The 19,621-nt window shown below is 50.0% G+C and carries 20 protein-coding genes; 19 read left to right on the top strand and 1 reads right to left on the bottom strand.

Going from position 1 to position 19,621, the window contains the following annotated elements; all coding sequences use genetic code 11:
- Positions 1 to 4: 4 nt before the first annotated feature.
- Positions 5 to 862, top strand: a complete 858-nt coding sequence (locus PLA01S_RS22560) for a sporulation protein YpjB (RefSeq protein WP_127594129.1) — start codon at positions 5 to 7, stop codon at positions 860 to 862.
- A gap of 45 nt (positions 863 to 907) precedes the next feature.
- Here the strand turns inward: PLA01S_RS22560 and PLA01S_RS22555 are convergent, their stop codons facing one another.
- Positions 908 to 1,777, bottom strand: coding sequence for a YitT family protein (locus PLA01S_RS22555; RefSeq protein ID WP_127594128.1), 870 nt, complete (start codon positions 1,775 to 1,777; stop codon positions 908 to 910).
- Between the two features lie 225 nt (positions 1,778 to 2,002).
- Here PLA01S_RS22555 and PLA01S_RS22550 point away from each other — a divergent pair, with 225 nt between their 5' ends.
- The 18 genes from PLA01S_RS22550 (at position 2,003) to PLA01S_RS22465 (ending at position 19,492) form a co-directional block, all read left to right on the top strand.
- Positions 2,003 to 2,332, top strand: coding sequence for a nucleotide pyrophosphohydrolase (locus tag PLA01S_RS22550; RefSeq protein ID WP_071218387.1), 330 nt, complete (start codon positions 2,003 to 2,005; stop codon positions 2,330 to 2,332).
- A gap of 49 nt (positions 2,333 to 2,381) precedes the next feature.
- Entirely contained in the window at positions 2,382 to 2,921 is a 540-nt protein-coding gene (locus tag PLA01S_RS22545; RefSeq protein ID WP_071218386.1) for a tetratricopeptide repeat protein, read from the top strand.
- An 18-nt stretch (positions 2,922 to 2,939) separates the two neighbouring features.
- Positions 2,940 to 3,743 carry a 4-hydroxy-tetrahydrodipicolinate reductase gene (dapB, locus tag PLA01S_RS22540; protein ID WP_127594127.1) on the top strand — a complete coding sequence of 268 codons (804 nt, stop codon included), beginning with the start codon at positions 2,940 to 2,942 and terminating at the stop codon, positions 3,741 to 3,743.
- 18 nt (positions 3,744 to 3,761) lie between these two features.
- The gene (gene mgsA, locus PLA01S_RS22535; protein WP_071218384.1) at positions 3,762 to 4,181 is read left to right on the top strand and encodes a methylglyoxal synthase; all 420 of its coding nucleotides are present in this window, start codon (positions 3,762 to 3,764) and stop codon (positions 4,179 to 4,181) included.
- A complete protein-coding gene (gene bshB1, locus PLA01S_RS22530) occupies positions 4,181 to 4,888 on the top strand; it encodes a bacillithiol biosynthesis deacetylase BshB1 (RefSeq protein ID WP_127594126.1) in 708 nt (235 codons plus the stop codon). Before mgsA ends, bshB1 begins: the two co-directional genes overlap by 1 nt.
- Positions 4,889 to 4,919: 31 nt before the next feature.
- Entirely contained in the window at positions 4,920 to 6,083 is a 1,164-nt protein-coding gene (gene bshA / locus PLA01S_RS22525; RefSeq protein WP_127594125.1) for an N-acetyl-alpha-D-glucosaminyl L-malate synthase BshA, read from the top strand.
- Positions 6,084 to 6,126: 43 nt separating this feature from the next.
- A complete protein-coding gene (locus PLA01S_RS22520; protein ID WP_127594124.1) occupies positions 6,127 to 7,425 on the top strand; it encodes a CCA tRNA nucleotidyltransferase in 1,299 nt (432 codons plus the stop codon).
- Entirely contained in the window at positions 7,412 to 8,401 is a 990-nt protein-coding gene (locus tag PLA01S_RS22515) for a biotin--[acetyl-CoA-carboxylase] ligase (protein WP_127594123.1), read from the top strand. Before PLA01S_RS22520 ends, PLA01S_RS22515 begins: the two co-directional genes overlap by 14 nt.
- A gap of 291 nt (positions 8,402 to 8,692) precedes the next feature.
- Positions 8,693 to 9,580 (top strand): 3-methyl-2-oxobutanoate hydroxymethyltransferase, encoded by an 888-nt coding sequence (panB, locus tag PLA01S_RS22510; protein ID WP_127594122.1) that lies wholly within the window; start codon positions 8,693 to 8,695, stop codon positions 9,578 to 9,580.
- Complete coding sequence (gene panC / locus PLA01S_RS22505; protein ID WP_127594121.1) at positions 9,577 to 10,467, top strand: pantoate--beta-alanine ligase; 891 nt, start codon at positions 9,577 to 9,579, stop codon at positions 10,465 to 10,467. Before panB ends, panC begins: the two co-directional genes overlap by 4 nt.
- Positions 10,460 to 10,843 (top strand): aspartate 1-decarboxylase, encoded by a 384-nt coding sequence (gene panD / locus PLA01S_RS22500; RefSeq protein ID WP_100536345.1) that lies wholly within the window; start codon positions 10,460 to 10,462, stop codon positions 10,841 to 10,843. Before panC ends, panD begins: the two co-directional genes overlap by 8 nt.
- Before the next feature lie 145 nt (positions 10,844 to 10,988).
- On the top strand, positions 10,989 to 11,594 hold the full coding sequence (locus PLA01S_RS22495; protein WP_246059775.1) for a hypothetical protein: 606 nt from the start codon (positions 10,989 to 10,991) through the stop codon (positions 11,592 to 11,594).
- Positions 11,595 to 11,763: 169 nt separating this feature from the next.
- Complete coding sequence (gene dinG, locus PLA01S_RS22490; protein ID WP_127594120.1) at positions 11,764 to 14,640, top strand: ATP-dependent DNA helicase DinG; 2,877 nt, start codon at positions 11,764 to 11,766, stop codon at positions 14,638 to 14,640.
- Between the two features lie 62 nt (positions 14,641 to 14,702).
- Entirely contained in the window at positions 14,703 to 15,368 is a 666-nt protein-coding gene (locus PLA01S_RS22485; protein ID WP_100536348.1) for a redox-sensing transcriptional repressor Rex, read from the top strand.
- Positions 15,343 to 16,644, top strand: a complete 1,302-nt coding sequence (locus PLA01S_RS22480; protein WP_127594119.1) for an amidohydrolase — start codon at positions 15,343 to 15,345, stop codon at positions 16,642 to 16,644. Before PLA01S_RS22485 ends, PLA01S_RS22480 begins: the two co-directional genes overlap by 26 nt.
- A gap of 31 nt (positions 16,645 to 16,675) precedes the next feature.
- Complete coding sequence (locus PLA01S_RS22475) at positions 16,676 to 17,194, top strand: cell wall elongation regulator TseB-like domain-containing protein (RefSeq protein ID WP_100536350.1); 519 nt, start codon at positions 16,676 to 16,678, stop codon at positions 17,192 to 17,194.
- Between the two features lie 269 nt (positions 17,195 to 17,463).
- Positions 17,464 to 17,997, top strand: coding sequence for a hypothetical protein (locus PLA01S_RS22470; RefSeq protein ID WP_100536351.1), 534 nt, complete (start codon positions 17,464 to 17,466; stop codon positions 17,995 to 17,997).
- On the top strand, positions 17,990 to 19,492 hold the full coding sequence (locus PLA01S_RS22465) for an AAA family ATPase (RefSeq protein ID WP_100536352.1): 1,503 nt from the start codon (positions 17,990 to 17,992) through the stop codon (positions 19,490 to 19,492). The genes PLA01S_RS22470 and PLA01S_RS22465 overlap by 8 nt, the downstream gene beginning before the upstream one ends.
- Positions 19,493 to 19,621 lie beyond the last annotated feature (129 nt).

Here is a 19,621-nt window from a genome sequence, read left to right as displayed (position 1 = left end):
TCCCATGTTTCGAACCTTTCCGAAGCTCCTGCTGTGCCTGTCTGCACTGCTTATGCTGGTTACCGTCAGCATGGGTGATCCTGTGCGGGCTACCCCGGCAAACGGACAGTCAGAGACTTCGCCCGCCGCGTCCATACAGGCCAAGGCGCTGAACAAGGAAGTGGAGCAGCTATACCGCCATGTGGAAGAAGGCAATGTACAAGCCGTCCTGGAGGATATTCGCCGGGTATCCGGGTTGTTTGAGGCTTCGTCATTTCAGGGATTGACCGGAGTAGAAGGGATTCATGCGTTGGCTGAGAGCATTTTGGAGATGAAGGAAGCCACGGCAAGGGCCACGCAGGACCCGCAGCACTGGATGGTGTCCGCAGGTAAACTTCGAATGGCAACCGATAGTCTGATCCATGCCAGAGATGCGTTATGGCTGCAATATTATAAGGTCATACGTGAAGATCTGAGAGTCATGGGGGAATATGCCGTCCAGCAGGATCAGGCTGGCATGAGAAGAGCGTATGACAGCTTGAGTGGACATTATGAACTCATCCGTCCTTCCGTTGTCATACAGCGAAAGCCTGAGGATGTTAACATGATGGAGTCCTGGATTTCCTATGCCGGAGGTCTGGTGTCATCCGGAGACACGGCACAGGTGCAAAAAGTGGTTCCGCAGGGCGAGGAAATGATCAACTCGTTGTTTGGCAAAAAGAAGGATGAACCTGCCCTCGCACCGCTGGGAGAGGTCAAGGAACCATGGACGTGGCAGCTGGTCATCGGTGCTTTCATTTTGGCGGCATTAACGTTTGCGGGATACCGCAAATACCGAGGTCAGTTGTATAGCGCAAAACCAATGTTCCCTCGCAAAATGTAGGCGGGAATCCATAGCTGTTCCGATCATGGCCCGGTGCGAACCGGGCTATTCCTCTTTAAATCCTTCGCCATGCACATCATTGACATCATTAATGATAATAAATGCCCGAGGGTCCAACGATTTGGCGATTCCCGTTAGGCGGCGAATTTCCTGCCTCGATACGACGCAGTATACCATATGCTTGGCTTGCTTGGAGTAGGCACCGATGGCGGGGATTAGCGTAACCCCTCGCTCCATCTCGGTGGATATGCGATGGGCGATATCTGGGGCCTGATCACTGATGATGGTGAAGGCTTTGGCGGCATAAGCTCCTTCCTGTATGAAATCGATGACCTTGGAAGCGATGAATACGGCGACGAGGGTATACAATATCCGCTCGAGCGGGATAAAGAATAAGGAAAGCCCGATAATCAAGATATCAAGCGATAGAATGATCTGGCCCATACTGAAGCCGAATTTCCGGTTGATGATTCTGGCAATGATGTCTGAACCGCCCGTCGTCCCGCCAAACCGGAACACGATACCGAGTCCAGCCCCCAATGTGACACCTGCGTATAGCGCAGCAAGAATATAATCCTGTTCGGTATGAAACGGCACAACATAGCCGCGGTCGATCAAAGCTTCGAACAGCCACAGAAACAGGGTTAATGAGGCAATGCCGAGACCTGTGTATATAGACTGGCGTTTACCGAGGATTTTCATGCCGACCAAGAATAGCGGGATATTGAGCGCCATGGTTGAGATGGACGGCGATATGTTAAAGGCATAGTTCAGCAGTACGGTAATGCCGGTGACGCCCCCCTCCATGAGTTCATTCGGAATGATGAAATACAGAAGGCCGAATGCGTAAATGGCGGAACCGGCGATGATCGGAATGATCGTTTGAAGCTGGTGGAGCAACTTGGACGTTTTCATAAGACCCCTCGCATTCCCGATTGTGGATATTACCCGTATGTCTGGGTTGCTTGTACACCTACCTAGTATGTGCTGATCATGTTCCAGCCATAAAAAATTATTTGTTTTCAAATCCGCTTTACGATAACATAGGTTTAAAACCAATCGCTCGTCATGAGAGAATGCTGCTTTCGGCTTGGGTGTTACAAGTTAAGGCAGACTGTGCAGTGAAGGGAGTTTAGAGTCTTGGGAAAATCAATGGCTGAAATGCAGCAGGAAGTCGATCAATACATATCACAATTCAAGGAAGGCTATTTCAGTCCTTTATCCATGATGGCCCGTATGTCGGAAGAGGTGGGCGAACTCGCCAGAGAGGTTAATCATCAGTTCGGTGAGAAGCCGAAAAAAGCGGATGAAGCAGACAATTCCATCGAAATGGAACTTGGAGATATATTGTTCATTACAATTTGTTTTGCCAATTCTCTTGGCATCGATCTCGCGGAAGCACACGCTAAAGTCATGCATAAATTTGCGACGCGTGATGCCGATCGTTGGACGAAAATAAACACCGATTAGGCTGCTGCTACATATGCTGTACCAAACCCGCTGTGGGGAGGGACAGCCCGTGAAACCTGAAAGTTATATACAAAAAGCATATCGATGCATCCTTCAGAATGATTTCGAAGAGGCCTTACGTTGGTTTGAGCAAGCGATCATTGCGAATCCGGGAGATGCCGAAGTGCATTACCGATGCTCCATTACCTACGGCAGAAGCAACAAACTGGAGATGGCGATTACTCACGCGGAAGAGGCCGTCAGGCTGCAGCCTGACAAACCGGAATATGCGCTTCACTTACAGCATATCAAGGCGGCGGAACTGGTGCAGCGTGCCAGAAAAATGGTGGAAAATCGCAAGGATGTGACCAAGTCTGAGCTCTATCAGGCCGTGTCTCATCTGAAATCAGCCGTAGCGATGGACCCTTTATACGCTCAAGCCTACGTATGGCTTGCTCTGGTCTATAGCGAACTCGATGAGCATGCGCGTGCCATTTCCACTCTAAAAGAGGTCATCTCATTGTACCCACAGGAGAGTGGGCTTCAGCATATTATGGAGGAACTCAAACAGCGCTTGAAATCATATATGCAGGATACAGCATCGGATTGAAAGTGAGGACATGTAAAAATGGCAAACAAATGGACAGTTGCGGTCGTCGGTGCCGGCGGCCGTATGGGTAAAGAAGTAGTGAAGCTTGTTTTGGGCGACCAGGAGCTGGAACTGGTTGCCGCTGTCGGCCGATCGGATGCAGGTGCTGATGCAGGAACGCTTGTGGGTCTTCCTGCCTGCGGCGTTACGGTGACGTCCGATCTGGAGATGGCGCTCGTCGAAACGAAACCGGATGTCATGGTTGATTTTACAGCACCGCAATTTGCCTATAGCAACACAGCTCTGGCCATTAAGCACGGCGTGCGTCCGATCATGGGCACAACCGGCTTCACGCCAGAGCAAATCGAAGAGTTGGACAAGCAGTGTACGGAGCAGAATATCGGCGGTTTGATTGCACCGAACTTTTCCATCGGAGCGATCCTGATGATGAAGTTTGCCGCTTCGGCTGCCAAATATTTGCCTCATGTTGAAATCATTGAAACCCATGGCGACCAGAAGCTTGATGCGCCATCCGGAACATCGATCAAAACAGCCGAAATGATTGCTGCAAACCGCGAGGAGATCCGCCAAGGCAATCCGAAGGAAGAAGAGGTCATTGAGGGCGCCAGAGGCGGGTATTATAACGGCTTCCGTATTCACAGCGTCCGTCTGCCGGGTGTGTTTGCCCAGCAGGAAGTCATATTTGGCGGTTACGGACAAAGCTTGAAGATCCGACATGATTCTTATGAGCGTGCAGCTTATATGCCGGGCGTGAAGATGGCTATAGAGAAGGTAATGGGTTACACCGGCTTGGTCTATGGATTTGATCATTTTATTGACTAACATAGGGGAGAAATTACTATGAATATTGCATTTATCGCTCATGATCGTAAAAAAGAGGAAATGGTCAATTTCGTTATCGCATATGAAAATGTATTCGAAGATCATAATCTTTACTCAACGGGAACGACGGGGACCCGTATTATGGAGCAAACCAAACTCAGCATTCACCGTTTTGCTTCAGGGCCGCTTGGCGGCGACCAGCAGATTGGTGCACTCGTTGCGGACAATGAGATGGATCTGATCATTTTTTTACGGGATCCTTTGATGGCGCAGCCTCATGAACCGGACATTAATGCACTTCTTCGTTTATGCGACGTGCAGGGAATTCCGCTTGCTACTAATGTGGCAACGGCCGAGATTCTAGTTAAAGCGCTGGACCGTGGCGATTTTGCATGGCGGGAACTTGTTCATAAATACAAGCCGGGTGTGGATAGCTAATGAACAGCCAACTGGACATCTTAATCTTCGGAGCACACGCAGACGATGCCGAGATCGGAATGGCAGGAACGATTGCGAAGCATACGGCAGCTGGACTGTCGGTCGGGATCTGTGATCTGACGCAGGCCGAGATGTCGTCTAACGGTACCGTCGACATTCGTAAGCAGGAGGCGGAGCAAGCTGCCCGGATTTTGGATCTCAAGGTCCGTACGAATCTGGGATTGCCGGACCGCGGTTTATTTGTGACGCCAGAGAACATTGAACGGGTCACGGCCGAGATTCGCAAGTTTGCTCCCTCGATTGTGTTTGCTCCTTACTGGGAGGATCGCCATCCGGACCATGTGGCTTGCAGCCGTTTGGTTGAGGAAGCGGTATTTAATGCCAAACTTCGTCGTTACATGCCCGAGCAGCCGCCGGTTAAGGTGGACGAGCTTTATTTTTATTTCATTAATGATATCGGAAGAACGGACCTCGTCGTTGACGTTACGGATCATTACGGCGTCAAGGAGCAGGCCCTGTTTAGCTATCGTTCCCAGTTCCAGAAGGCTGAAGAAGATGCAGTCTCTACTCCGTTGACAGAGGGGTACATAGAGCGTGTGCGGGCCAGGGATTCACTGCTTGGAGCGCGCAGGCTTATTCCTTATGCAGAAGGCTTCGCTTGTAAAAGTCCGTATGTTGTTCATCTATTCGGCTCCAAGCAGGCATAATATATAGAGGCGTACGTAAAGGAGGCCTGACATGAATCAACAACCATTAAAAATCGGCATTACCTGTTACCCTTCATTGGGCGGGTCGGGCGTGGTGGCGACAGAGCTGGGAAAACTCCTGGCCGAGCAAGGTCACCAGGTTCATTTTATTGCTCACAGCATTCCGTTCCGGTTAGGGACTTTCCATAAAAATATTTTTTATCATGAAGTTGAAGTGAACGACTACTATGTGTTTCGATACCCGCCATATGATCTGTCGCTAGCGACAAAGATGGCTCAGGTAGCCAAAATGCAGCAGCTTGACGTGCTGCATGTGCACTATGCGGTACCGCATGCCGTGTGTGCCTTCTTAGCGAAGCAGATGGTCGGAGATCAGCTGAAGGTCGTCACAACGCTGCACGGAACCGATATCACAGTACTGGCGCAGGATGAATCGCTGAAGGACTTGATTCGGCTCGCCATTAATGAAAGTGATGCCGTTACGGCTGTTTCTCAGGATCTCATCCGAGAAACGCGGGAACTGCTGGATATAAGCCGGGATATTGACCTTACCTACAATTTTGTGGATCCCCGGGTGTACTATGCGCGGGATTCGGAATCGCTGCGTAAAGATTATGCAGAACCGAATGAAAAGATTTTGATGCATATTTCCAACTTCCGTCCGGTAAAACGGGTAGCTGATGTGTTGGAAATATTCGCTCAGGTCCAGGAACAGGTGCCGGCGAAGCTGCTGCTTGTCGGAGAAGGGCCCGAGCTTCCGAAAATCCAGTGCCGGATCAATGAGCTGGGCCTCGGCAGCAAGGTGCATTTCCTAGGCAAACAAGATGAAATTGCGCACGTGATATCCATGGCGGATGTGCTGCTGCTTCCCTCCGAAAAGGAAAGCTTTGGCCTGGTTGCTCTGGAAGCGATGGCTTGCGGAGTGCCTACTGTCGGCTCCACGGCAGGCGGGATTCCCGAATTGATTACACATGGCGAAACCGGATATTTGGCACCGATCGGAGACACCTATTCGATGGCTCAGCATGTGCTTGAAATATTAAAGGACGAAGCCCTTAGTGAGCGGCTGCGCAAGGCTTGTCTGCATCGTTCCAAGACGATGTTCTGCAATGAATTGATACGGGGCAAGTACGAAGAAATATATTACCGAGTATTGGGACGGGAGGTTAGCGAGCTAAAGCCGGTCTGCGGCTAAGCTCGACCCTCTCGTTGTTTTTCGGATAAAGGAACGGGAAACTATGGCAGATATGTTTAATTCAATACGATGGCGCAACGCGGATCCCGATATGGCCGAGCGGAGTGCGGACGTGATCCGGACTCTGCTTCGACATGGACATGAAGCGTATTGGGTCGGGGGCTGTGTCCGTGATGAATACATGGGGCGCAGGGTCAGTGATATGGATATTACCACCTCCGCCTTGCCGGAAGTCACCTGTTCCGTCTTCCCCAAGGTCATTCCTACAGGAATCAAGCATGGGACCGTGACGGTGCTGATGGAAGGCCAGTCTTTCGAAGTGACGACGTATCGCGTGGAGAGCGGTTATGCGGATCACCGTCATCCAACGGAAGTTGCTTTCGTCCGAGAAGTGAAGGAAGATTTGAGACGGCGCGATTTTACGATGAATGCAATGGCTCGAGGGATTGATGGATCCTGGGTGGATCCGTTTGGCGGACGAGCGGATATTGATAGGCAGGTGATCCGCTGCGTAGGCGATGCGCGTCTCCGTTTCCGTGAAGACGCCCTGCGCATGGTTCGCTGCATCCGTTTCGCCTCCGTGTTCGGTTTCTCCATCGCGCAGCATACATGGAGGGGGATTCTCTCGGAGAGAGACACCTTAAGCTGGATTGCGATGGAGCGCATCCGCAGTGAATTTGAAAAGATTTTGACTGGACCGGCCCCATTGCGCGGGTTGGAGATGTTTGTCCGCAGCGGTTTGTACGCCCGAATGAAAGCGCCGTTTCCGTATACCGGACATGACACGAAGGCGATAGAAGCCATGAGTGGGATCGAGCCGGAGCATTCTACGATCCGCTGGACGCTGCTGCTGCTTGCCTGCGGCATTTCAGCCCAGGAAGCAGAGGGGCTGCTGCGATCGTGGACATTCTCCAATAAGCAGCGGGAAGCCATCGTTAAACTGCTCGCGCTTCATGAGTCCTATCTGCAAGAGCAGGAAGAGGAAGATACCGAGAACGTCAGGCACAAATGGATTAAGCTGGTCCTTGTCCACGGAGCCGAGGCAGCTCAAGGCTGGTTGCAACTGCAGATGGCGTTGAATCAAACGGGAGCGGCCTCTGCCTCGCTACGTTTAATCGAACAGCTTGACGGTTGGCTCCGGGAGCTCCGAATTCGGAGTTTGAAGGATTTGGCCATCACCGGAAACGAATTGCTAGAGTCGCTGGACAAGCGGGGGGGCCCATGGCTTGGAGAACTTCTCGGGCAATTGCTGGAGAAAGCGGCGGCAGGTTTAATTAACAACGATAAGGAATCGTTGATTGAAGAAGCAAAGCGGGTGGTAATTCATAATGAAGGATTATGATCAAGACAATGCACTTCTGAAAATGTTCCAGGAGCATTCCGGCCAATTTTTGTCCGGAGAAGAGATCAGCCGTAAATTGTCCATCAGCCGGACGGCCGTATGGAAGCAGATCAATAAGCTCCGTCATTTGGGTTATGATTTCGAGGCCGTTCCGCGGCTTGGCTACCGCATGATGGATGAACCGGACAAACTGAGCGTGGAACAACTGACAGCGGGGATGACCAGTCAAATCTTCGGTAAACCGCTGAAGCTGCTTGACAAGACGACGTCAACTCAGGAAGATGCCCGGCAATTGGCGGAAGAAGGAGCAGCCGAAGGCACGCTTGTGATCTCGGAAGAGCAGACGGGCGGACGCGGGAGAATGGGAAGGAAATTCCACTCCCCCAGAGGCAAAGGCATATGGATGAGCCTGGTGCTCAGACCGAAGCAACCGCTGCATTTAACCCAACAGCTCACCTTGTTGACAGGCGTAGCGGTATGCCGTGCGATCACGAAGTGCGCAGGTGTGCAGACCGATATCAAATGGCCAAACGACATTCTGTTTCAGGGCAAAAAGGTTTGCGGCATCCTGCTGGAGTCTGCAACAGAAGACGAAAGGGTGCGCTACTGCATTGCCGGTATCGGAATCAGCGCCAATCTGAAAGAGTCGGATTTTCCGGAGGAACTTCGCAGCGTTGCGACTTCGATTCGCATGGCTGGCGGAGCAACCGTCAACCGGACAGAGCTGATCCAAGCCATCATGGCGGAGATGGAGGTTTTATATGAATTGTACAACGAGCAGGGCTTCGAACCTATAGCCTCTCTCTGGGAAGCTTTATCCGGCACGGTGGGCAGGGAAGTTCAAGTTCAGACGGCCCGTGAACGTTTTAGCGGGATTGCCACAGGACTCAACCGAGATGGTGCGCTGCTGGTTCGCAACCAAGATGATGAGCTGATCCCCGTATACTCCGGTGATATTCTTTTTAATACCAGGTAAATGAAACATGGTGAAATCGTGGCTCAAATTTGTTATACTATGACCAAGAGGCGGTATCGCCATGAGCGAATTGCACTCTGCAGCAATTGGTAATGAAATGTATTACTTTTTTTAGAACACCTTCATAACTGTTATGCCGGTTACGTTGGATTCTGCTCTGAGCCGAAAGGACCGAGACAGAAGGGACGATCGCGAGTGACTCTTTTTTGCCTTTCGGACTTTTTAGCAAGTATGTGCTAAAAGGTTTTTTTATTGTGTCTAACTTATTTACACAAAGGAGGCTGTGTCACAATGGCAGGCAAACAACCACTGAACATCGTGAAGATGAAGAACATGAAGAAGAAGGGTGTACCGATCACCATGCTGACCGCGTACGATTATCCTTCCGCCAAGCTGGCAGAGGAAGCGGATATTGATATGATATTGGTAGGCGATTCCCTCGGCAATGTCGTGCTCGGCTATAATTCCACAATTCCGGTAACGCTTGACGACATGGTATACCATACCCGTGCCGTTGCTCGTGGAGCGGAGGACACTTTCATCGTCGCGGATATGCCGTTTATGACCTATCACGGAGATATTGATGAAAGTCTTCGCGGGGTGCGGAGATTGATGCAGGAAGGCCATGCGCATGCGGTGAAAATGGAGGGCGGCGAAGAAATCGCCGGCACCGTGAAACGGATCGTGCAGTCCGGCGTACCGGTACTGGGCCACATCGGACTGACGCCTCAGTCGGTGAATCAGATTGGAGGCTACCGCATTCAAGGCAAGGATGCCCAAGACGCGCAGCGGCTCATGAATGATGCAAAGGCACTTGAAGCGGCTGGAGCATTCGCAATTGTATTGGAGCTGGTTACGGAAGAGGCAGCGGCGGAAATATCCAAAGCGCTGAGCATACCGACAATTGGCATCGGAGCTGGTCGTTACTGCGACGGTCAAGTTCTGGTATTCCATGATATATTGAAATACGCGTCTCCCTATCGGGACAAACGCTTTGTAAAAACATACGCCGATGTCGGCTCCGTCATCCGTGAAGGCATCACGCAGTATGTGAAGGAAGTAAAGGACCGCTCATTCCCGGCAGAGGAGCATGTCTTCAAGGCTGAGAATCATGCAGGTTCAGAAACAACAACAACTTTATATGGAAGCAAAAAGGAAAAGGTGGGCACGACATCATGAAAGTGATTCGCACCATTGCGGAATTAAGATCAGAGCTCCAGGACCGCCGGGAATCCGGCAGTGGTCCGGTAGGACTTGTGCCTACGATGGGTTATTTGCATGAAGGACACGCCAGCCTGATGCGTAAGGCGCGAGAAATGGCAGGTACGGTGGTCGTCAGTATCTTTGTCAATCCGATTCAATTCGGACCGGGTGAGGATTATGAGACCTACCCTCGGGATGAGGCACGCGATTTGGCGTTGGCGGAATCCGAAGGAGTAAATGTGGTTTTTATTCCCTCGGTTCACGAAATGTATCCTCAGCCGACCAAAACCAAGATCGCCGTATCGGAAATTACGTCTTTGTTGTGCGGGGCCTCCCGTCCCGGACATTTTGACGGTGTTACCACGGTTGTTAACAAATTGTTTAATATCGTAAAACCTGACTATGCATTCTTCGGCATGAAGGATGCCCAGCAGGTGGCCGTGATTGAGCAGATGGTACAGGATTTGAACATGGATGTGACCATCGTGCCTTGTCCGATCATCCGCGAATCTGACGGCCTTGCTCTAAGCTCGCGCAACGTGTATCTGAAGCCGGAAGAGCGGGAACAGGCACTTGTGCTGTCGGGCTCTCTGCGGACCGCTCAGGAGGCAATCCGGCAGGGACAAGCGGCGACGGCAGGAGAGATCCGTGCTCATCTTCGGGAGTATATATCCCGGTCCCCGCTCGCTGATATTGATTATGCAGAATTGCTCACTTTCCCGGAACTTGTTCCAGTGGAAGATTCATATCGCATATCGGATGAAGACAGAACCGTCATTATGGCGCTGGCGGTACGTTTTGGCCGCACCCGTCTCATTGACAATGCGTTACTTCAACCAAAAGTAGGGGGATCCCATGTTTAGAACAATGATGAAATCCAAAATCCACCGTGCAACGGTGACGGAAGCCAATCTGAACTATGTGGGCAGCATTACCATTGATGAGGATTTAATGGAGGCTGCAGATCTTCTAGAGAATGAAAAAGTTCAAATCGTGAACAATAACAATGGCGCTCGTTTGGAAACGTACGTAATCAAAGGCGAACGGGGCAGCGGCGTTATCTGCTTGAACGGGGCAGCCGCACGGCTTGTACAGCCCGGCGACAACGTCATTATCATTTCTTACGCCATGATGTCCAAAGAGGAATACGACAATCACACCCCAACGGTCGTGATCGTTGACGAATTGAATAAGCCGGTTACGACGGAATATCGAGAAGTTCACGCCGCGGTTCTCTAAGAGGACTCCTAAGAACCAAAATGTGTCGGGACCCTAAAGGGATGAAAAGACCGTCTTCTACAGAAAATGAGTTCAGGTCGACGCACTGATCTCATTTTTCCGCTAAGGGTGGGATGCAGCTATGTTTCAACATGTATTCGCTGAAATGAACAACATGTTAGATGAAATTGTGAAGCATTACCCTTCTGCTCAAGGTCCCCAAAAACAGGCGCTGGTACAAAACTGGAACATGCTCAAAAGCATGAGCGAGGGTATTATCGAGGAATGGCTCCATTTTGAAGAGAAGATGGCCATTTTCCGCGAGAGTGCCGCTTCTCCACCTGTTTTTCCACCGACCGAAGCGCCTGAACTGCAGCTTGATGCATTCATTCGCGGTCAAGGTTATTACAAGTTGTTGATGTTCCAGCCGGCCATACAGCAATTTGAGGCGGCCGCCACGGTATTTCCGGATAGCCTTCTGATCAAGCTGTATATTGCCATGTCCCATCTTTATTTGGGGCAAACCATACCAGCTTCCGATGTATTGGTGTCCATCCTGCCCATGGCAGACAACAAGAAGATGCGGGCGATGATCTATAATGCGCTGGGTTGCATCGAGGTGTTGAATGGACAACAAGGGAAGGCCGAGGAGCATTTCGCACTGGCGATCCACAGCGACCCGACGCTTCCTGACCCCATTATCAATTTGGAGGTCTGCAAGCAGAATCGCGGTGAGCTCCAGTACGGCAGCCAATTGATCTCTTTACTGTAGAAATCAAGCCCAAACAAGAAGCGATGCCAGAGCTCATCTGAGACTTTGGTATCGCTTTTTGCCGTATGGAGCGGCGGGGGAGAACGCGGGGATTTTTTACCCGGAATGTTCAAAACCCGCAACTTCTGGTATGCTGTTAATTAGTCTGGAGGAAAGGGATTTTATCGAAATGAAATTTGCCGTATTGGATTTTGAAACCACGGGCAACCAGTCAGCAGATGAGATCATTCAGGTTGGACTGGCCATCATCGAAGAGGATCGAAGCATCTCCCGCGTATACGGCACCTATGTCAATCCCGGGATTCCGATCCCTCCTTTTATTACCGGTTTGACCGGCATTTCCGACAGTGATGTAGCGGATGCTCCGTCATTGGAAGAAATGATGATGGAACTAGTGCCCATGCTCGACGATGTCGTATTGGTTGGGCATAATGTCGCTTTTGATTTTAACTTTTTGCAAAATGCACTCGATCGCTGCGGCTATTTACCGTTCAGCGGCCGAATTCTAGATACGATGCACTTCTTAAAAATATGTTTTCCCTCGCTGCCTTCTTATCAGCTCGGGATGGTATCCTCTCATTTCGGCCTGGAGCATGACCGTCCGCATCAGGCGGACAGCGATGCGCTTGCCACAGCCTATGCGCTGCTGAAATGCCTGGAGGAGATCGATGAGCTTCCTCTGCTTACCGTGCAGCGGTTAAGCGACCTGTTTGCGGACGAGGATAGCGACTTGGCCTGGTTCTTTGACGGCATTCGTGCTGACAGGGAACTCCAGGCTGTACAAGCCGGAGACACCCATACGTACTATCGTCAATTCGCCCTGGCAGTTGACGATTGGAACGATATTGCGCCCGTCAGGGATGAGACGGAGCCCAATCCCTTAGCCGATGTGAGCTTCGAGCAATACATGAATGATGTGCGTGAACGCCTGAAGGAAACGCTGCCTCATTACGAGAGCAGGGATGCCCAGGACATGATGTTCCAGGAAGTGATGCAGGCACTCGATAACAATAAACATTTATTGATCGAAGCCGGCACGGGAACAGGCAAATCCCTCGGGTATTTGCTGCCGTCGATTTATCAAAGCGTGAAGCAGGAACAGAAGGTTATGGTGAGCACGCATACGATCAACCTTCAAGAACAGCTGCGTGACCGGGATATTCCCTTGCTCACCCAGGTTGTTCCTTTTCCGTTTAAAGCGGCTATTTTCAAGGGAAGAGGCCATTATTTGTGTTTGAGAAAATTTGAACATAAAATAAATAGAAGAGATTTTCATTCACCGAAGGAAGATGTGATCACCGCGGCGCAGATGCTGGTCTGGCTAACCCAGACGGAGAACGGGGATGATGAAGAGCTGAACCTTGGCGGCCGCGGAGGGGATTTCTGGGAGACCATCTCCAGCGATTCGGATTCCTGCCTTGGGCGTGCCTGCCCATGGTTCCGCAAATGCTACTATCACAGAGCCAAGCATGAAGCGGGCATCGCGGATGTTGTCATTACGAACCATTCGAAGCTGTTCACCGACGTAAAAGCGAATCACCAGCTGCTTCCGAGTTATGAGCGTCTCGTCATCGACGAAGCGCATCATCTGGAGGATGTCGCCGGCAAGCACCTTGGCTTGCAGATGAAATATTTTTCGGTTGTCCATACGCTAACCCGTATGTACAAAGACAGCCGCAGCGGTCAGCTCCCGGCTCTTCGCCAGCTGCTGCAAGCATCATCCCATGAGAAGGCTGTCGAGTGGTCTTCCATCATAGATCGGATTTATCCGGATCTGATCACCGTAAAAGAGAATTGGGATCGACTCAGCGATCAATTGTTCGGACTGCTTCCGGAACGCGGAGATGCATCTCCAGGAGATGCCGGTCAATTCTCGCTTCGCTTATCGCCTCTTAAGAAGCCGAAGGCTTGGGATTCGCTGGCCGAGCTGGAACATCAAATTCATGTGATACTGGGCGATGTCGTACGCAAGGGTGACAAGCTGATCGCCGAAATGAAGGAAGATCTGGACGACTATAGTGCCGACAGTCTGTTAACAGACCTATCGGGTCTGTTTAAGGACCTGGCCGCACACCGCGAGGACCTGAGGTCCTTCATGGCTCTGAATGATGAAGGCACAGTATACTGGATGGAGGCTAACGGCAATTTCCGCGGGAAATCACTGCAGCTTTATGCGGTGCCTGTCGATGTAAGCACCCACTTGAAGGAATTGTTTTTTGACAAGAAACAAAGCGTGATCCTGACGTCGGCGACCTTGTCGGTGGACAAATCGTTCCAGTTCATGATCGAGAATTTGGGTTTACAGGAAGCGGCAGATAGCGGCAACCTGAACACGGTTCTGCTGCCGTCCCCGTTTAATTACAGGGAGCAGGCTCTCCTTGTCGTGCCGCGCGATTTTCCGAGCGTGAAGGGCTCGGTCGGGGATGCACTCTTTGTGAATACACTTGTGCAATCATTGGCCGATACGGCAATCGCTACGCATGGACGCATGCTTGTCCTGTTCACCTCGTACCGGATGCTGCGTCAGGTGCATGAGCCCTTGAAGGAGGCGCTGGCATCCAGCGATATTACGGTACTGGGACAAGGGATGGACGGAACCAGCCGTACCAAGTTAATCCGGAGATTCCAGGATAGCAGCGCCTCGGTTCTGCTGGGTACCAGCTCCTTCTGGGAAGGGGTTGACATACCCGGTGAGGCGCTCACTTGCCTTGCGATCGTCCGGCTGCCGTTCCAGCCGCCGAATCACCCTTTGGTCGAAGCCAAGAGCGAATTGCTGCAGCAGCAGCAGAAGAACCCCTTCATGAAGCTTTCGGTTCCGCAAGCCGTCATTCGCTTCAAACAGGGATTTGGCCGACTGGTACGGACAGCGCAAGACAAGGGGATTGTCATCGTCTACGATACTCGGGTCATTGAATCCTATTACGGGAAATATTTCTTATATTCCTTGCCGGGACCAAAGATGGAGCACATGCCGACCGAGGGGATCGTTCCCCGAATTTCGGAATGGCTGCAGGAAGAGGCGGGCGTAGAGAACCAAGCTGAATAAAGTGAAACCATAAACGATCACAAACAAATGTAGTTATTAACCTATTATTAGGGGGAGCATGCATGAAATCGGAAAAAATTTCGGAAGCCGTGGTCCGCAGATTACCTGTATACTTGCGCTATTTGAATGAGCTTCAGAAAAGGGAGGTCTCCACGGTTTCCTCCCAGGAACTGGGACAAAAACTGGACCTCAATCCTGCTCAAATTCGTAAGGACCTAGCGTATTTCGGTGATTTTGGACGGAAAGGGATCGGATATGACGTATCTTATCTGATCGAGAAAATTCGCCAGATTCTAAAGCTGGACCAGAAGATCAATGTCGCATTGATTGGGGCCGGTAATCTTGGACATGCATTATCAAATTACAATGCATTTCTGAAGGATAATATGAAGATTGTGGCGGTTTTCGATTCGTATTCTCCCAAAGTTGGTATGAAAATAAACAATTTGGTTGTACAGCCGATGGAGGAGCTGGAGAAGACGGTTCATGAGTACGGCATTCGTATCGGGATTATCACTGTTCCGGATTTTGAAGCGCAAAATGTAGCGAATCAGCTTATCGCCGCAGGCATCGAGGCTATTCTGAATTTTGCGCCGACCATCCTAAAAGCTCCATCCCATATCCGGATTCATACGGCTGATTTTACTACGGATTTGCAAAGTTTGGCCTATTATTTGGATAACGGTAAGGAGGATACAGCACATGACGACAACGAAGTGGATGGTTAAAAACGGAACGTTTGCGGTACTAGAGGAAGGAAGGTCCGTTCTACGCGGATATATGGTTGTGGAGAATGACCGGATAACCTACCTGGGTGAAGAAGAGCCGACCGTCCAAGAGGGAACAGAAATTATCGACGGAACCCATCTGTTTTTCCTGCCTGGATTGGTGAACACGCACGGACATGCGGCGATGTCGCTTCTCCGCGGTTATGGCGACGATCTGGCACTGCAGGTATGGCTTCAGGAAAAAATGTGGCCTATGGAAGCCAAATTCACGGCCGACGATGTTTACTGGGGAACCTCACTCTCCGTGCTTGAGATGATCAAAGGCGGAACCACGACGTTTGTGGATATGTATGATCATATGGATCAGGTTGCGAAGGTTGTGCAGGACTCAGGAATGCGCGGCGTTCTGACACGCGGTGTCATCGGATTATGTCCGCCTGAGGTGCAGCAGCAGAAGCTGGATGAGGCGGTTGCATTCGCGAAAGACTGGCATGGCAAGGCGGACGGAAGGATTACGACGATGATCTCGCCGCATGCACCTTACACGTGCCCGCCGGATTTCATCGAGAAATTCGTTCAGGCATCCCATGATTTGAATCTGCCTTTGCATACGCATATGTCCGAAACGGAAACGGAAGTCGCTCAGAATGTAAATGACTACGGACTTCGCCCTGTTGCCCATTTGGAGAAGCTTGGCATGTTTTCCCGTCCAACGCTGCTGGCGCATGCCGTCCATCTGACCGATGAAGAAATCGAAATCCTGGCCAAACATCAAGTGATGGTGTCGCATAATCCAGGCAGCAATCTGAAGCTTGCCAGCGGCATCGCTCGCGTGCCTGCACTACTCAAAGCCGGGGTCACCGTGTCTTTGGGTACCGATGGACCTGCGAGCAATAATAATCTGGATATGTTTGAAGAGATGCGCCTGGCGGCACTGATCCATAAAGGAGTAAGCGGGGATCCAACCGCGATTCCTGCATCCGAAGCGCTTCGGATGGGTACAGAGTATGGTGCCAAGTCAGCTTTCCTTACGGATATCGGTACGCTTGCGGTAGGAATGAAGGCAGATATGATCGCACTGAACACGGATCAGGCGCACTTCCTTCCGAAGACGGATTATATTTCTCATGCTATCTACTCCGCCAGTGCGAAGGATGTTGAGCATGTATGGGTTGACGGTAAGCAGGTCGTGAAGAATGGCGCGAGTCTTACTCTTGATGAGGAACGTATCCGCCGGGAAGCGCAGCATGCCTTTGAGCGTCTTACAACCCTCTAGGGAATAATCAAGGGGAGCGAGGAAGACGGATTTGAAGAAAAAAACGAAGTGGATCTTGCTTAGTGTATCCGGCGTGCTGCTGTTACTGCTTGGTTTACAGCTCTATTATTCATATGTTATGAAGGACACTTGGAATGAAGAAAGAATGGCGATTGCTGCCGCCAAGCAGCATGGCCAATTGGTTTCGTCCGGAAAGACCTATAAATCGGTGTGGGGCGAGGATAATAACTATTGGGTGGTAAGCGGCAAGGATCAGGACAATCAAGATCGTATGGTATGGGTGAAATTTACGGATGACAACGTACCTGTTGAAGGTGCCGATGCTGTCCAGTCCGTTTTATTGAATACGGGGATGTCGGAAGCCCAGATTCGGGATCAGATTTATAACGAATTGCCTGGCGTGGAAATTAAGCGATTGCTGCCTGGAATGTATGAAGGCGAGTATGCCTGGCAGCTGCAGTATGAACACAATGGTCAGCGCGGCTATCGGTTTTATCGTTTTCAAGACGGTAACACCATCGGTAATGACATTATTCTTCCAAATCAATAATAAACGAAGTAAAGAGAGGCGTCCCTTACTATTTAAGAGGGGGCTTCTCTTTTTCTTTCATAATTGTAAGCGCATTCATAAAGAATATGGAAAAACTGTTCTAAATATTTTCACAGACATGCATGAAAAAGTATATAAGATGTGATATACTCGTACTTGTACAAAACGAGCAAATAAATTACATGCATCGCAATATATCGTTGTTATATGTATTATTGTGTTACAAAATGATAGACAAAATTTTATACAGGAAATGAAGGAGGAACTTCATGAAACTACGCATTGTACCTATCATGCTGACTGTCGTGATCTCAGCATCGGTTCTCTTTGGCGGATGGTTTCTGTATCGGCAGATGGCTTTGCAAAATCCGCTGGCAAATGTTGTGTCACAATATGACGGCGTGAAGGATTCTCATATAGATATTAAACAGAATACCGTTACTTTGAATCTTGATTTGGCTCCAGATACAAATTTACAAGGGTTGGTTCAGCATATTAAGAAGGAAGGCAAGTCTGTGATTGGCAAGCGGGAATTGAAAATCCAGGTGGAGGACCATTCCTCGGAAGCACTGGATCAATGGTGGGAGAAGGCCATGCTCTCAGTCGCCGAAGCAATGGATAATAAGCAGTATACCGATATTCAATCATCGCTCGAGCAGCTTGCTGCCCAGTCTCCGAATTTGAAAGCAAAAGCAACCATCGATGACACCAATGTCTATGTCAGCTTGTCAGACGGCAAGTCTGGTAAATTTATAATCTTGCCGCGTCAGCCTGGCAACATGGAGGTGTGGAATCATGCCTAAATTGGCTAAAGAAATCATGTTAGGCTTTATTCCCGTATTGCTGGTATTCCTTGTATTTGTCGGCGTGAACATCGTGCCCTTGCTCATCGCTGCAGGACTTGTAGGCGGCTTGTTGTTTATCGCTAAAATGAAAGGCGGTATTGCTGTAGGCGCAGGGAATGAGCGCAAGCGGAAAAAGAGCGGACCTGCCAAGCTGACGTTCGAAGAAATCGGCGGGCAGGATAATGCTAAACAAGAACTGCGAGAAGCATTGGATTTTCTGATTCGTCATGAAGACATTAAGAAATTCGGCATTCGTCCATTGAAGGGCATTCTCCTAACCGGGCCTCCGGGAACAGGGAAGACGTTGATGGCGAAAGCCGCTGCTCATTATACGGATTCGATCTTTGTTGCTGCATCCGGCAGTGAATTTGTCGAGATGTACGTCGGTGTTGGTGCGGGGCGCATCCGGGATTTGTTCAAGGATGCCCGGAATCGTGCGACAAAAGAAAACAAACAAAACGCCATCATCTTCATCGATGAGATCGATGTCATTGGCGGTAAACGCGAAGGCGGCCAGCAGCGCGAGTATGACCAGACGCTGAATCAGCTGCTAACCGAAATGGATGGCATCTATTCACAGGATACGCCTCGCATTTTAGTTATCGCCGCAACAAACCGGAAAGAAATGCTGGATAGCGCACTGCTGCGTCCAGGTCGATTCGACCGTCATATTCAAGTAGATCTTCCGGATAAGAAGGGACGCACTCATATCTTGAATCTGCATGCGGGTAATAAGCCGCTGCATGAAGATGTTGACTTGGAGAAAATCGCCGAGGAAGCTTACGGCTTTTCGGGTGCACAGCTTGAGAGCGTCATGAATGAAGCGGCCATTTATACGATGCGCGAGAATGAACAGTTTATCCATCAGCGTCATTTGTCCATGGCGATTGATAAGGTAATGATGGGTGAGCGTTCCGACCGCGAATCGAATTTGGAAGAGAAGAAGCGCGTTGCCATACATGAATTGGGACATGCTATTATGGCAGAGCTTGTGCGTCCCGGCAGTGTGAAACAAGTTGCGCTGAGCCCCCGTGGTAAAGCACTTGGTTATGTACGTCATAACCCGCAGGAGGAGCAATATCTGTATACAAAAACCTTCCTCGAAGAGCAAATTATGATCGCGCTTGGCGGTGCGGCCGCCGAAGAGATCTTTTACGGAGGGCGAAGCACAGGCTCAAGCAATGACTTTGAGCAATCGCTGAACATCGTGGAGACGATGATGAAGTCGGGTTTGACGTCGCTGGGCATTGTTAACATGAACATGGTAACAACTGAAGAGTTAATGAAAGAGAATAATGTGATTTTGGAAGAGTTAATGAACCGCACTAAGAATCTCTTGGGACAAAAACGGCCAATATTCGACAATTCTCTCGATATCCTTTTAAAGGAAGAAATCCTCTCTGGGGAACAATTTCGTTGTCAATTTCGTGAAAACGCGCTTTTACCAGCATAAATTGTTATGCTGGTTATTTTTTTTTACTTTTTTGTCGTGCTAAGATATTATTATACTTTGTGCTCTGAAAATGTATTTTTCGACAAATGGGGTACAATAAAGTATAGAGATAAGGAAAGGGTGGAGTAG

Source organism: Paenibacillus lautus NBRC 15380, from assembly GCF_004000945.1.
GTDB classification, from domain to species: domain Bacteria; phylum Bacillota; class Bacilli; order Paenibacillales; family Paenibacillaceae; genus Paenibacillus_AQ; species Paenibacillus_AQ lautus.
The sequence above is the reverse complement of the archived record's forward strand: the minus strand, read 5'-3'. Positions and strand labels throughout refer to the sequence as shown.